14 protein-coding genes and 1 pseudogene are annotated in these 13,543 nt (G+C 67.3%); 6 read left to right on the top strand and 9 right to left on the bottom strand.

Annotated features, from left to right (window positions below; translation table 11 throughout):
• Window positions 1–7: 7 nt before the first annotated feature.
• Window positions 8–418 carry a hypothetical protein gene (locus tag VMT65_RS24840; protein ID WP_326310795.1) on the top strand — a complete coding sequence of 137 codons (411 nt, stop codon included), beginning with the start codon at window positions 8–10 and terminating at the stop codon, window positions 416–418.
• 449 nt (window positions 419–867) lie between these two features.
• Here VMT65_RS24840 and VMT65_RS24835 read toward each other — a convergent pair whose 3' ends face one another.
• Both VMT65_RS24835 and VMT65_RS24830 read right to left on the bottom strand, forming a co-directional pair.
• A complete protein-coding gene (locus VMT65_RS24835; RefSeq protein WP_326310794.1) occupies window positions 868–1,821 on the bottom strand; it encodes a glycosyltransferase family A protein in 954 nt (317 codons plus the stop codon).
• A gap of 139 nt (window positions 1,822–1,960) precedes the next feature.
• A complete protein-coding gene (locus VMT65_RS24830) occupies window positions 1,961–2,623 on the bottom strand; it encodes a DUF4232 domain-containing protein (protein WP_326310793.1) in 663 nt (220 codons plus the stop codon).
• 267 nt (window positions 2,624–2,890) lie between these two features.
• Here VMT65_RS24830 and VMT65_RS24825 point away from each other — a divergent pair, with 267 nt between their 5' ends.
• Window positions 2,891–3,322 (top strand): Fur family transcriptional regulator, encoded by a 432-nt coding sequence (locus VMT65_RS24825; protein ID WP_442790306.1) that lies wholly within the window; start codon window positions 2,891–2,893, stop codon window positions 3,320–3,322.
• Window positions 3,323–3,359: 37 nt separating this feature from the next.
• On the top strand, window positions 3,360–5,588 hold the full coding sequence (katG, locus tag VMT65_RS24820) for a catalase/peroxidase HPI (RefSeq protein WP_326310791.1): 2,229 nt from the start codon (window positions 3,360–3,362) through the stop codon (window positions 5,586–5,588).
• A gap of 101 nt (window positions 5,589–5,689) precedes the next feature.
• On the opposite strand, the gene VMT65_RS24815 is transcribed toward katG, so the two are convergent.
• The 4 genes and pseudogenes from VMT65_RS24815 to mmuM form a co-directional block, all read right to left on the bottom strand.
• Complete coding sequence (locus tag VMT65_RS24815; protein ID WP_326310790.1) at window positions 5,690–6,202, bottom strand: hypothetical protein; 513 nt, start codon at window positions 6,200–6,202, stop codon at window positions 5,690–5,692.
• Between the two features lie 53 nt (window positions 6,203–6,255).
• Entirely contained in the window at window positions 6,256–6,879 is a 624-nt protein-coding gene (locus VMT65_RS24810) for an HAD-IC family P-type ATPase (RefSeq protein WP_326310789.1), read from the bottom strand.
• A gap of 109 nt (window positions 6,880–6,988) precedes the next feature.
• Window positions 6,989–7,978, bottom strand: a pseudogene (locus VMT65_RS24805) (heavy metal translocating P-type ATPase); the annotation flags it as partial.
• Between the two features lie 333 nt (window positions 7,979–8,311).
• Window positions 8,312–9,196, bottom strand: a complete 885-nt coding sequence (mmuM, locus tag VMT65_RS24800) for a homocysteine S-methyltransferase (RefSeq protein ID WP_326311193.1) — start codon at window positions 9,194–9,196, stop codon at window positions 8,312–8,314.
• 10 nt (window positions 9,197–9,206) lie between these two features.
• Here mmuM and VMT65_RS24795 point away from each other — a divergent pair, with 10 nt between their 5' ends.
• A complete protein-coding gene (locus tag VMT65_RS24795) occupies window positions 9,207–10,058 on the top strand; it encodes an alpha/beta fold hydrolase (protein ID WP_326310788.1) in 852 nt (283 codons plus the stop codon).
• A 44-nt stretch (window positions 10,059–10,102) separates the two neighbouring features.
• Here the strand turns inward: VMT65_RS24795 and VMT65_RS24790 are convergent, their stop codons facing one another.
• Window positions 10,103–10,849, bottom strand: a complete 747-nt coding sequence (locus VMT65_RS24790) for an SCO6745 family protein (protein ID WP_326310787.1) — start codon at window positions 10,847–10,849, stop codon at window positions 10,103–10,105.
• 239 nt (window positions 10,850–11,088) lie between these two features.
• Between VMT65_RS24790 and VMT65_RS24785 the strand changes: the two genes are divergently transcribed.
• Both VMT65_RS24785 and VMT65_RS24780 read left to right on the top strand, forming a co-directional pair.
• Entirely contained in the window at window positions 11,089–11,799 is a 711-nt protein-coding gene (locus VMT65_RS24785) for a metal-dependent hydrolase (protein WP_326310786.1), read from the top strand.
• 39 nt (window positions 11,800–11,838) lie between these two features.
• A complete protein-coding gene (locus VMT65_RS24780) occupies window positions 11,839–12,333 on the top strand; it encodes a phosphoribosyltransferase (protein WP_326310785.1) in 495 nt (164 codons plus the stop codon).
• A 72-nt stretch (window positions 12,334–12,405) separates the two neighbouring features.
• Here the strand turns inward: VMT65_RS24780 and VMT65_RS24775 are convergent, their stop codons facing one another.
• Window positions 12,406–12,897: a peptidylprolyl isomerase gene (locus tag VMT65_RS24775; RefSeq protein WP_326310784.1), complete on the bottom strand. Its 492-nt coding sequence runs from the start codon at window positions 12,895–12,897 to the stop codon at window positions 12,406–12,408.
• A 212-nt stretch (window positions 12,898–13,109) separates the two neighbouring features.
• Window positions 13,110–13,496 carry an SMU1112c/YaeR family gloxylase I-like metalloprotein gene (gene gloA2 / locus VMT65_RS24770; RefSeq protein ID WP_326310783.1) on the bottom strand — a complete coding sequence of 129 codons (387 nt, stop codon included), beginning with the start codon at window positions 13,494–13,496 and terminating at the stop codon, window positions 13,110–13,112.
• Window positions 13,497–13,543: the final 47 nt, after the last annotated feature.

Genomic DNA, 13,543 nt, shown 5'->3' with positions numbered 1-13,543 from the left:
CATTTCCATGAGCACCCCGCACAGTCGCCGCCTCGGCACCGGCAGGCGACTCGGCATCGGTCTGGCCGTAGCGGCCGCCACGGTCGCCCTGGCCGCACCGTCCTCCGCCGACGTCGTCTCCCTGTCCGTCTCGGACCAGACCCTGCAAACCAACAAGACCTACACCCTCACCGCCACGGTCAGCGGCTCCACCATCGGCCTCTCGGTCTTCTTCGACGACAACGGCCAAAACCTCGGCCCCGCCGGCGGCGTCACCCCCGACACCCTCAAAGGCAAGGCCACCACCACCTGGACCCCCACCAAGTCAGGCTCCCACACCCTGACCGCCTCCCAAGGCAGCACCAAACAATCCATCACCGTCACCGTCACCGACGCCCCAACAACCACCACACCACCCCCGCCCGGTTCGTGCGGCTGACCCACCCACAGGAGCCGGGGATACTGCTCGACGGCCACGAAATCGCCGAATCCGGCCCGACAGCAACAACTTCCACCACCCAGCCAGCCCACCCCATTACGTCACTGTGACGTATTAACCCGGGCAAGCCCAGCAGGGGGGAGCGGATGACCGAACCCCACTGAACCCAATATCCAACCCACACTCGACAATCCACGCCGCTCAGGAAATTTTCCACCAAACAGCCAGTGCGCCAGAAAGTTTCCTGAGCGGAGTCAGCGAGCCGCCGTGCGCCAAACCGACCAGTGCGGCACAGCGCGAGCGTCGGCCGCCAAGTCCATACCGCCGCCGATCGACAACGCACACGAACACACATGCACCGCAAGCCATTTCAAGATCATCTTGATCTTGTAACCGCGCCGATAATCAACACTATGTCAAGTAGAGCTGAGGTGGTGGTCCCCCTGCGGTTATCCCCGCAGGCGACGCTTCAGTTGTTGAGCCAACCGCAGACTCCCCGGCGCGATGGTCAAGGCGGCGTAGACGACGGCCGGGCGCAGGGCGCGGCGTTGTTGGAGGGCCAGGCGGACTTGGGTGCGGGCGGTGTGGGTGTCGGATTCGGAGAGGGCTTTTCGGGCTCGGCCCATGGCTTGGTGGAATCGGGTTTCGCGGAGTTTGTGGTCGACGGCGGCGCGGACGGCCGGGTCCCCCGTGGCGGCGGCGAGGTCGGTGAGGGCGCGTTGCATGTTGTCTTCGTAGACGGCGAATTTGGCGGGGTCGTCGACGAGGCGGCAGGCGGCGAGGAGTTCGGGCAGGACGCGGATGTCGCAGCCGGCGGTCATCATGCGGGCGGAGAGGACGAATTCTTCGACGACGGGCAGGTCGGCGGGGTAGCCCTCCCCCTTGTGCCAGGCGCGGGCGCGGATGGCGGCCGAGTAGTAGATGACCGAGCCGTTGACGAATTCTTCCAGGGTGATGCGGTGGTCGACGCCGGGTTCGACCTCCACCCCGCCTTCGCGGCGGTAGCTGGGGGTGACGATGGCACCGTGGTCGTCGAAGCGATAGGCGTCCACGGCGATGACGTCGGCCTCGGGTGCGGCCTGCAGGGCGGCGTAGGTGTGGGCGCAGAAGTCGGGCAGGAGTTTGTGGTTGCCGTGCACGACGGTGTAGATCTCGCCGGTGGCGTGGGTGATGGCGGTGTTGACCGCGGCGGCCATGCCCTCGTATTCGGTGCGCAGCAGGCGGATTCGCTGATCGTCGGCGTAGGTGTCGACGATGCGGGCGACCTCGTCGGAGCGGCCGTTGTCGACGACGATCAACTCCCAGTCGGTGTCGGTTTGCCCCACCACCGAGTCGATGGCCTCGCGCAGATACTGCTCGTGGCCGTGCGTGTCGCAAACAATGGTGAACGCCGGACTGTTCATGCCGAAACCCCGTTTGATCGAACCCCTACCCGGCTGTCGCCGCCGTGTGCAGACTACCGCCGAATGCGGTGTGCGGCAGTGCAATCACGGCGTGTGCGCGGGGCCGGGCCGGGGCGGGTCGGCTACTCCCCTGTCGTGTTCAGGAGACGGGGGTGACGGCTCGGACGATGAGCATGCGTTGCGGGCCGGGGCAGATCAGGCTGTCCCAGGGCAGCCACATCGATTCGGTGTTGTCGGGTGGGTAGACGCGCAGGGTGTTGGTGCGCAGCGCGTCGCAGTTGTTGACCTGTTTGGGGTAGGTGATGAATTCGAATTGCGCGGCCGCGCCGGGGGTCAGGACGACCGGGGTGGGTTTGGGTGCGTCGGCGCCTTGGTCGCGTTCGGCGGGTTCGCCGACCGGGTCGCCGGTGGGGCCGTTGGTTTGGGATACGCCCGGGAAGCCTTGGATCACACAGGTTTTGGAGCTGGAGTTGATGAATTTCAGGAACCAGTCCCCGCCGACGGGTCCGCCGTGGCCTTTGTCGAGGGTGATTTGGCCGGTGACGCATTTGGGTGGTGTGGTTTGGCCGGGTGTGGTGACGGGGGCTCCGGCGTTGTCGCCGTCGTGGTCGATGCCGCCGGGGCTCGACGCGCCGGGCTGGGTCGTCTGCCCCGGCTGCCCCTGCCCGGGTTGAGTGTTTTGCGCGGGTTGACTGACCTGGGTGGTGGAGGCGGGTCCCGCCGTGGTGGTCGGGTCGCATCCGCTCACACAGATGGCGACCCCCGCCGCGGCCGCGGCGATGACCAGTGACTTGATCCGCATGAGATCCCCTCGAAGTTCGGTACTGCAACCGTTTCGTACGCAAACAACACATCGAACCCCTCGAGCGCCCGTTAGCCTGCTCGGGTGCCCCGAAAAGTCGGGGCCGCTCGGGTCCGGCCGCTCCCCTGGCGTCCCGCCCCGGTGAACCACGCTGCGATCGTTCTCGTGAACGCCGCGAGGACGCGCACAGAATCGAGCCAAGACTTGATTCATTCCAGAAAAACGGGCAGAGTGTGGGTTGTGCCCACGCCCACCGATTTCGAACGCATGTTGCGCGGGGCCGCTTTGCGTGTGACGGCGCCGCGGCTCGCGGTGCTGACCGCGGTGCACGACCATCCCCACTCCGACACCGACACCATCCTCGGCCACGTCCGCCAACACCTCGGCGGCGTCTCCCACCAGGCCGTCTACGACGTCCTGCGCGCCCTGACCAGCGCCGGACTGCTGCGCAGAATCCAGCCCATGGGATCGGTGGCCCTGTATGAGACCCGCGTCGGAGACAACCACCACCACGTGGTGTGCCGCTCCTGCGGCGTCATCGCCGACGTCGACTGCGCCGTCGGCGACGCACCCTGCCTCACCGCCTCCGACAACCACGGCTTCGCACTCGACGAGGCCGAGGTCGTCTACTGGGGCCTGTGCCCCGAATGCTCGAAAACCCCCGAAAACTCGAAACCCGCTGCCACACAACAGAAGTAGCGGCCACACTCGTGGTCGACAACCAGATCGCACCCACATGGAAGGACGACACACCGTGCCTGAACACCCGCCCATCGGTGAAGCCAACACCGAATCCGCCGCCGGTGGCTGCCCCGTCATCCACGACAAGATGACCGCGCCGGTCGAGGGCGGCAACGCCAACCGGCAGTGGTGGCCCAACCAGCTCAACCTGAAGATCCTGCAGAAGAACCCCGACGTCGCCAACCCGATGGACGCCGGTTACGACTACCGCGCCGAGTTCAAGACCCTGGACCTGGCCGCCGTCAAGGCCGACATCATCGAGGTCATGCACACCTCCCAGGACTGGTGGCCCGCCGACTTCGGCCACTACGGCCCGTTCTTCATCCGCATGGCCTGGCACGCCGCGGGCACCTACCGCGTCCAGGACGGCCGCGGCGGCGCCGGCGCCGGCATGCAGCGCTTCGCGCCCCTGAACTCCTGGCCCGACAATGCCTCCCTCGACAAGGCCCGCCGCCTGCTGTGGCCGGTCAAGAAGAAGTACGGCAAGAAGCTGTCGTGGGCCGATCTCATCGTCTACGCCGGCAACGTCGCCCTCGAGGACATGGGCTTCGACACCTTCGGCTTCGGCGGCGGCCGCGTCGACCAGTGGGAGCCCGAAGAGGACGTCTACTGGGGCCCCGAGACCGAGTGGCTCGGCGATGCCCGCTACACCGGCAAGCGCGACCTCGAGAACCCGCTGGCCGCGGTCCAGATGGGTCTGATCTACGTCAACCCCGAAGGCCCCAACGCCAACCCGGACCCGGCGCTGGCCGCGATCGACATCCGCGAGACCTTCGCCCGCATGGCCATGAACGACGAGGAGACCGCCGCGCTCATCGTCGGCGGCCACACCTTCGGCAAGACCCACGGCGCGGGCCCGGCCGACAATGTCGGCCCCGAGCCCGAAGCCGCCCCGCTCGAGGAGCAGGGCCTGGGCTGGCACTCGACCTTCGGCACCGGCGTCGGCAAGGACGCCATCACCTCCGGCCTCGAGGTCACCTGGACCCCCACCCCCACCAAGTGGGACAACAGCTTCCTCGAAACCCTCTACGGCTACGAGTGGGAACTGTCCAAGTCCCCCGCCGGCGCCCACCAGTGGGTCGCCAAGAACGCCGAGGCGATCATCCCCGACGCCTTCGACGGCCCGGCCAAGCTGCCCACCATGCTCACCACCGACCTGTCGATGCGCGTGGACCCGATCTACGAGCAGATCACCCGCCGCTGGCTCGAGCACCCCGAAGAGCTCTCCGCCGCCTTCGCCAAGGCCTGGTACAAGCTCACCCACCGCGACATGGGCCCCAAGGTCCGCTACCTCGGCCCCGAGGTCCCCGCCGAGACCCTGCTGTGGCAGGACCCGATCCCGGCCGTGGACCACGAGCTCATCACCGACGCCGACGCCAAGGCCCTCAAGGCCCAGATCCTCGACTCGGGTCTGACCGTGGCGCAGCTGGTGAAGACCGCGTGGGCGGCAGCCTCCTCCTACCGCGGCTCGGACATGCGCGGTGGCGTCAACGGCGGCCGCATCCGCCTGCAGCCGCAGGCCGGCTGGGAGGTCAACGAGCCCGACGAGCTCGCCCAGGTCATCCGCGTCCTGGAAGGCATCCAGACCGGGTTCGCCAAGCCGGTGTCCTTCGCCGACGTGGTCGTGCTGGCCGGTAACGCCGGTGTCGAAAAGGCCGCCAAGGCAGCCGGTTTCGACATCGAGGTGCCGTTCCACCCCGGCCGCGCCGACGCCACCCAGGACCAGACCGACGTCGAGTCCTTCGCGGCCCTCGAGACCGCGGCCGACGGCTTCCGCAACTACGTCGGCAAGGGCGCCAGCATCCCGGCCGAGTACCTGCTGCTCGACAAGGCCAACCTGCTGACCCTGTCCGCCCCGGAAATGACCGTCCTCGTCGGCGGCCTGCGCGTGCTCGGCGCCAACTACCAGGGCTCGCAGCAGGGCGTGTTCACCGACAAGCCCGGTGTGCTCAGCACCGACTTCTTCGTGAACCTGCTCGACATGTCCACCAAGTGGGCCCCGGTCGACAGCGACAACAGCGCCTACCAGGGCACCGACCGCACCACCGGCGCACCCAAGTGGACCGCCTCCCGCGTCGACCTGGTGTTCGGCTCCAACTCGCAGCTGCGAGCCCTGGCCGAGGTGTACGCCGAGGACGACTCCAAGGAGAAGTTCGTCAAGGACTTCGTCGCGGCCTGGACCAAGGTCATGGAGCTCGACCGCTTCGACCTGACCGGCGCGTAAAACCGCTCGAACGATGCCCCCGGACCTCAGCGGTCCGGGGGCATCGCCCGTTTACGGACGTGCTGCGCGGCAGAAACATTCGCGACCTCGAACGGTTACGGCTACTCCCCTGCCGCACGCACCTCGACGCGACCATGGAAACGCTGGCCGATGTCGGTGCCGTCACGGTTGTAGGCGTTCATGATGTCGGTGAGCTCGGACCGCAGCTGCCGCAGCGCCTCGGACTCGACGCCGATCTCATCCCAACCCCACGCCCGCGGCACCCCCGCCACCGTGATGCGAATACCGGCATCGAACGGCGTGTCCACGGTGTAGGTCAGGCTCGCGGGCGCGTCCCGAACCGCGTTGCGGGTAGCCAACTCTCCTGCCACCACCGCCTCGGCGAACACCCGCGCCAACGCGATGTCCTCGCGGATCATGTCCGCGATCCGCGACAGACCCGCATGCCGACCCACCCGCTGATACCGGTCCCCGTAGCTACGGTCACCCACCGGCCGCACCGAGGTCGCGACAATCCGGTCCAACATGCGCTGCGCCGCCGCACGCTCGGCAGCCCCCGTACGCGGATGCTCGATCAGACTGCGCAGCCGCTGAATTCGACTCGCCGCCACCATCCCGCTCCCCTTCCGACACCGCTCACCCGATGATGCCACCGATCGCGGAACCCTCACATCGGGCGAGACTCGTGCGCGATGCCCGCATGCTCGCCACCCCGGCGAAACCGCAGCAGCCGCAACGCGTTCGCCACCACCAACAGCGTCGAACCCTCGTGGATGAACACCGCCGGACCGATCGGCAAACCGATCAGGGTCGCGGGCACCAGACCCGCCACGATGATCAACGCGACCGCCAGATTCTGGCGAATGATCGTCGCCGCACGACGGCTCAACGCCACCGCGAACGGCAACCGCCCGATGTCGTCGGACATCAACGCCACGTCCGCGGTCTCCAACGCCACCGCCGAGCCGCTCGCGCCCATCGCGATGCCGACCGACGAATTCACCATCGCGGGTGCGTCGTTCACGCCATCACCGACCATCGCGGTACCGCCGCGCGCGTTCAACCGCGCAATCATCGACACCTTGTCCTCGGGCAGCAGACCACCGTGCGCGGCATCCAGGCCCAGACCGTCGGCGACCGCGTCGGCCACCCGCTGATTGTCGCCGGAGATGACGACCATGTCGGCGACACCCAAACCACGGAGCTGCTCGATCACCGGGCCCGCCTCCGCACGCGGAGTATCCATCACGCCGACCACACCCAGATAGACCCCGCCGTGGCGCACGATCATCGTGGTGCGACCCACCCTCGTGCAAACGCTCGACGATCGCCGCGATCTCGGCAGGCACACCGTCGGGATCCAGCTCCTCGAACATGGTCAGATTGCCGATCTCGGTCGCCCGACCGTCCACCAGTGCCGTGACACCGCGACCGGTCACCGAATTCACCTGGCTGGCAGCGCTTTCCACCTCGGCGGGCACCTCCAACGCCAGATCCCGGGTGATCGCCGCAGCCAGCGGATGATCACTGTAGGACTCCACCGCCACCACCGTGGTCACCAGCTGCTCCCGCAACTCCGGCCGTACCGGCTCGACATCGGTCACCCGCGGCCGACCCCAGGTGAGCGTGCCCGTCTTGTCGAACGCGATCGACCGCACCCGACCCAACGACTCCAACGGCCCGCCGCCCTTGGCCAGCACACCGGCCTGCGCGGCCCGCGCGACACCGGCCAGCACCGCACTCGGCGTCGCGATCGCCAACGCGCACGGGCTCGCGGCCACCAACACCACCATGCCGCGATAGAAGCTGTCGGAGAACGGCTCCGACAACGCCAACACCCCGAACCCGATCACCGCGAACACACCCGCGATCACCGCCGGGACATACACCCGCTGGAACCGGTCGATGAATCGCTGCGTCGGCGACTTCTGGGTATCGGCATCACGCACCATGGCGATCACCCGCGCCAGCGTCGAATCCTCGGCGCGACTGGTCACCACCACCTCGAGCGCACCCGAACCATTCAGCGTTCCCGCGAACACCCGATCCTGCGGCTGCTTCTCCACCGGCATGCTCTCCCCCGTCACCGACGACTCGTCGATCGCACTCGAGCCCGCGACCACGATCCCGTCGGCACTCAACCGCGAATTCGGCAGCACCACAACGGTATCGCCCACCCGCAGCGCCTCGACATCGATCTCGTCGACCCGATCCGGGCCACGCCGCACCAGCGCCGTGCGCGGCGCGAGCTCACCGAGCGCCTCGATCGACCGCCGCGCGCGACTCATCGCGTACTCCTCGAGCGCGTGCCCGAGGCTGAACAGGAACAACAGCACCGAGCCCTCGGCCCACTTGCCGACCGCCGCCGCACCGGCCGCCGCGACCAACATCAGGAAATCCACCTCGAAGCGGCCGCGCCGGATCGTGTCCACCGCCGACCGGATGGTGAAGAAGCCACCCAGCACGTAGGTCGCCAGGAACAGCGCGGTCGGCACCCACCCCGGGGTGTCGAGCAGATTCTTCGTCACCATGCCCGCGGTGTAGGTGATGCCGGAACCGATCGCGAAGGCCATCTCCGCGCGTGGACCCAGCAGGCCGTGGCCATGCCCGTCGGTGCCTTGGTTGTTCGCCTTGGTGTCCATACACGCGAGAATAACTTAGATACATGCGCATGTCTGCATGTGAATATTAATCAGTGGATCGACCGGGCGATCCTCGCGCGGCTATCCCGCCACGACGGCGGCCAGCCGCGCGATATCGGCCGGACTCGTGCGACAGCAGCCACCGACGATGGCCGCACCCGCCTCGACCCACTCCCCTACGAGGGACGCGGAGAACCGAGACTCCCCCGCCCAGCGACGGCGCACGGCATCCCACTCCTCCCCGCTGTTCGGGTACACGATCACCGGCTTGCCGGTCATCTCCCGCGCGAGGCCGATCGCGGCCGTGACATCGCGGGGAGCACAGCAGTTCACGCCCACCGCCACGATCTCGGGGATTTCGGCGGCAATGGCGAAGGCGTCCCGCAGCGGCTGCCCGGCCCGGGTACGCGAGCCCTCGATCGTGTAGCTCAGCCACGCGGGCACACCGCTGCCGTCGAGCAGTCCCGCCAATGCCTCGGCCTCGTCGAGATCCGGAATCGTCTCCAGCGCCAGCACATCCGCGCCCGCCGCGGCCAGCACCTCGAGCCGCGGCAGATGCCAGCGCTTCAACTCCGCGATCGAAAGCCCGTAGCGGCCACGATATTCCGACCCGTCGGCCAGCGCCGCACCGTAGGGACCGACCGACGCGGCCACCCAACGCTCACACCCGTCCTCGAACTCCGCCCGCGCCTGCCGCGCCAGCTCGACACTGCGCCGCAGCAGCCGCACCCCCTGTTCCCGGTCGATCCCGCGCGCCGCGAACCCCTCGAACGAGGCCTGATAACTGGCCGTCGTCGCGATCACCGCACCCGCCCGAAAGTAAGCGGCATGCACCGCCCGAATCTCCTCCGGCGCATCCAAAAGCAGTCGCGCCGACCACAACCCGTCCGACAGGTCGTGCCCGCGCGCCTCGAGCTCGGTGGCCAACCCACCATCGGAAAGCAGCATTTCTGCAACCTGTTCTATGTTGGATGCTGTGGATGTCACCTACGAGAACACCCGACGCGAAATCGCCACCGACAAGGGCGTCCTGCGCTATCACGAGGCCGGCGACGGCCCACCCCTGATTCTGCTGCACGGCTCCGGAATCGGCGTGAACGGCTGGCGCAACTTCCGCAGCAACCTCGGCTACTACGCCGACCACTTCCACTGCTACATCCTGGAATTCCCCGGCTTCGGCGTCAGCGACCCGGTCCCCGGACATCCGGTCCTCACCGCCGTCGACGCGGTCATCCGCTTCATGGACGCCCTCGACCTCGATTCCGCCGCCCTGCTCGGCAACTCGATGGGCGGCGTCGTCGCCCTCAACGTCGCGATCGCCCACCCACAGCGCGTCGAGAAGATCATCGCCATCGGCGGCGTCGGCCACAGCCTGCTCGCGCCCAACCCCAGCGAAGGCACCCGGCTGCTGTCGGAGTTCGCCGACAACCCCACCCGCGAGGGCCTGCACCGCTGGCTGCGCTGCATGATCTACGACCCCAAGATGATCACCGACGAGATCGTCGAGGAACGCTGGCAGGCGGCCTCCGACCCGGCCGCCCAGGCCAGCCTGAAGGCCATGTATGGGTCCGAAGCGCTTGCGCTGCAACAGCAGTTCCTGGAGAACTCACCCACCCCGCCGTACTGGTCCATGCTCCACAAGATCAAGAGCCCGGTGCTGCTGACCTGGGGAGCCGACGACCGCCAATGCCCCACCGACATGGCGCTCATCCCCCTGCGTCAGATCCCCAACGCCGAACTCCACGTCTTCCCCAAGTGCGGGCACTGGGTTATGTACGAGGCCAAAGAGGCCTTCGAACGCGTCACCCTCGAATTCCTGCACCGCTGAACAGGATTCCCGGGTGGGCGAGCCACCCACCCGGGGACACCGGCTCACCGGCTGCCGAACACCGCCGCCTGGCAGGCGTCGAGCAGTGTCACCAGCTCCTCGCCCTCCTTGTCGTCGAGCACCGCGAACGCCGGGGCGATCAGGTCGTCGGTGATCGACTCCGCCTGCATCCAGCGGCCTTTCAGCTCCGCGGTGATTTCCTCGTACGGTTCGGGCCATCCGAAGCTGCGCGCGTGGTCGGGGCCGGACTCGAGCGGCGAACCCGCGATCAGCACCGCCTGCAACGGGGTCAGCCCGCTACCCAGGACTCCGACCAGATGCAGGCCGCCGCGCAGCTCCCGCAGAATCTGAATCAGCTGCAGCACCAACCCGGGCGCATCCGCGGCCCGCGGCAACGCCCGCCACCCCGCGAACAGCGGCGCGCCAATCGGATTCGCGGCCGCCACCACCGGCTCCAACAGCTCGGCCAGCCGACCCGCGTCCTCGAAACCGGCCAGCTTGCGCCGACCGAAATCCTGGCAGACCTTCAGATAGCCCAGCGCCGCCGCCTCGGCCGGAGTCGACGCGGTCGCCTCCCACGCCTGTCGCACCGTTTCGGGGCGAAAGAAACCGAAGGCCGAGGCCACCACATCGGCGTCCACCTCACCCAGGACGCCACCGCGTCCGCGCGTGTAGCCCGGCAGGAACCCTGGCACACCGGTGCTGTCGGCGAAGGCTCGCGCCTCCCGGGAGAACATGAATCCCCCACCGATCTGCTGGATCTGATCCTTCACCGCGGACGCTACCGACATGTCCGTTCCTCTCTGAACCGGAAAGCGCTATCGAATTCGACCATATTTCAGAGGCGCGAGCGGCCGCACAGGGGCACCCGGAAAGCGATATGGAACACACTCGCGAGCCGAATTCACCTGCGCCAATACATAATTCACGCCGTCGGCGACCGACCGGCCGGAATCCACTGCCCGGCAAGGCCGCTCACCCACCACTTCACCTGAAAACCCTGTCAGTCAGATCCGCTAACCTTCAAGCGGTGCTAGGACATTCACATGCGACCAGCGGCGCGCTCGCCTGGTCGGCGGCAGCGGCGGCGCTACCGTTCACCGTCTTGACCTATCCCGCAGTGCAATCCGGGGCCATCGGCTCCGTGGATCTGGTGATGGGCACCTTCCTCACCGCGGGCGCCGCGCTCCTGCCCGACGCCGACCACCCCTCGGGCACCATTTCCCATGTGCTGGGCCCGATCTCGCACTACGCGTGCAAGTTCATCTCGTGGATCTCCGGCGGGCACCGCCACGGCACCCACAGCTTCGCCTTCGTCGCCGCCGTCACCTACGGCACCTGGGCCGGGGAACACCTGCTCGGCCGCTACTTCACGCTCTCGCTGGTGTTCTTCCTGCTCGCCCTCGCGGTCAAGGCCCTCGGCCTCGCACCCAACGGCGAGGGCGTCAAATCCTGGGGCACCGTCGTCATACTGGCCGTCTGCGGCACCTTCGCCATCGACCACTGGATCAGCGACAAACCCACCTGGCTGCCCTTCTCCGTCGGACTCGGCGCACTCGCCCACCTCATCGGCGACTGCCTCACCGACCGCGGCTGTCGCCTGTTGTGGCCGTTGAAGATCCGCACCCGCATCCCGATCATCGACCGCACCGGCAACAAGATCGAGACCATGGTGCTGGTGCCGCTGTTCGCGCTCGGCACCCTGGCCCTGCTCTGGTACACGCTCACCCACCATCCGTAGGATTCTCGACACCACGGCAGCGGCAGAACGGAGAGCAGCATGAGCGATCGCGAGGAACTGAGCTGGGAGCTATTCGGTGACGCCAGCCGCGATCTGGCCCAGGAGATCGCCGACGACGGATTCGAACCCGACCTCATCCTGTCGATCGCCCGCGGCGGACTCTTCGTGGCGGGAGCCCTCGGCTACGCCCTCGACGTGAAGAACCTCCACGTCATGAACGTCGAGTTCTACACCGGCGTGGACCAGCGTCTCGATCTGCCGGTCATGCTGCCGCCCGTCCCCAACGCCGTCGACCTCACCGGCGCGACCGTCCTGGTCGCCGACGACGTCGCCGACACCGGCAAGACCCTCAAGCTGGTGCGCGACTTCTGCTCCGCCCACGTCGCCGAGGTCCGCTGCGCGGTCATCTACCAGAAGCCACACTCCGAGGTGGACTGCGAATACGTGTGGAAGCGCACCGACCGCTGGATCAACTTCCCGTGGTCGGTACTGCCCCCGGTGGTCAAACGCGAAGTCCGCGTCCTCGACGCCTAATCCCTTCTCCAGCAACGACAACGGCCCGGAACCCCACGGTTCCGGGCCGTACGTCTATCGCTGCGAAACGGGTCAGACCAGCTCGGCGGAGAAGATGGTGATCGGCTCGACCGGCACGTCCGAGTGCCCGGCCTTGTTGCCGGTGCGCACGCCCTCGATCGCATCCACCACGGCGGTGCCGTCGGTGACCTTGCCGAACACCGCGTAACCCCAGCCGTCCTGGCCCGGGTAGTTCAGGAAGCCGTTGTTGCTGGTGTTGATGAAGAACTGCGCGCTCGCCGAATGCGGGGCCGAGGTACGCGCCATGGCGACGGTGTACTTGTCGTTCTTCAGGCCATTGTTGGCCTCGTTCTCGACCTGGTTCGGCGCGGGCTTCTGCTGCATCTCGGCGGTCAGGCCGCCGCCCTGGATCATGAAGTTCGGGATCACCCGGTGGAACACGGTGTCCGTGTAGTGGCCCGCCTTGACGTAGTCGACGAAGTTGGCGACGGTCTTGGGTGCCTTGGCCTCGTCCAGTTCCAGGGTGATGTCCCCGGCGGAGGTCTTCAGGAGCACTTTGGTCATGCGACCCATCGTATGGGAGCCCCCAACCCAGCGACCGAGCGGCATCGAATAGCCGCTCCCCTCTTCGAGGTTGGAGGGTGATGAGTGTGGTCAGGAGGCTGTGGCGGGTCGTGACCGCCAGAGTATTTTCGGAGCGAGCCGACATGCGTAGATACGCATATTTCCATTTCCTGATTTTCGTGATTGCGGAGCCTCACCGGAAGGCTTCGATCTCAGGCTTCGTACAGCTCGAGCGGCAGATCGTCGGGGTCGGCGAAGAACGCGAACCGCTTCCCCGTGTACTCGTCGACTCGCACCTCTTCCACCGCCACTCCCCTACCCCGCAGCTCGGCCAGGGCCTCTTCCACGTCCGGGACCACGAACGCGAGGTGGCGCAGTCCGGCCGCCTCGGGCCGGGAGGTTCGCGCGGGTGGGTCCGGGAAGGAGAACAGCTCGATCTGTCCGCCGTCGGGCAGGGCGAGATCCAGCTTGTAGGAACGCCTTTCGGCGCGATAGTGCTCCGCGATCACCTTCAGACCGAGGATCTCCGTGTAGAACGCCTTCGATTTCTCGTAGTCCGAGGCGATGATCGCGACGTGGTGGATTCGCTGCAGCTGCACTCCCCCGACGCTAGCGCACAGCTACTCGGCGACACCGGAGATCCTGC

Source organism: Nocardia sp. CDC153 (genome assembly GCF_035818515.1).
Classification (GTDB): domain Bacteria; phylum Actinomycetota; class Actinomycetes; order Mycobacteriales; family Mycobacteriaceae; genus Nocardia.
This window is presented reverse-complemented; position numbering and strand designations above follow the sequence as displayed.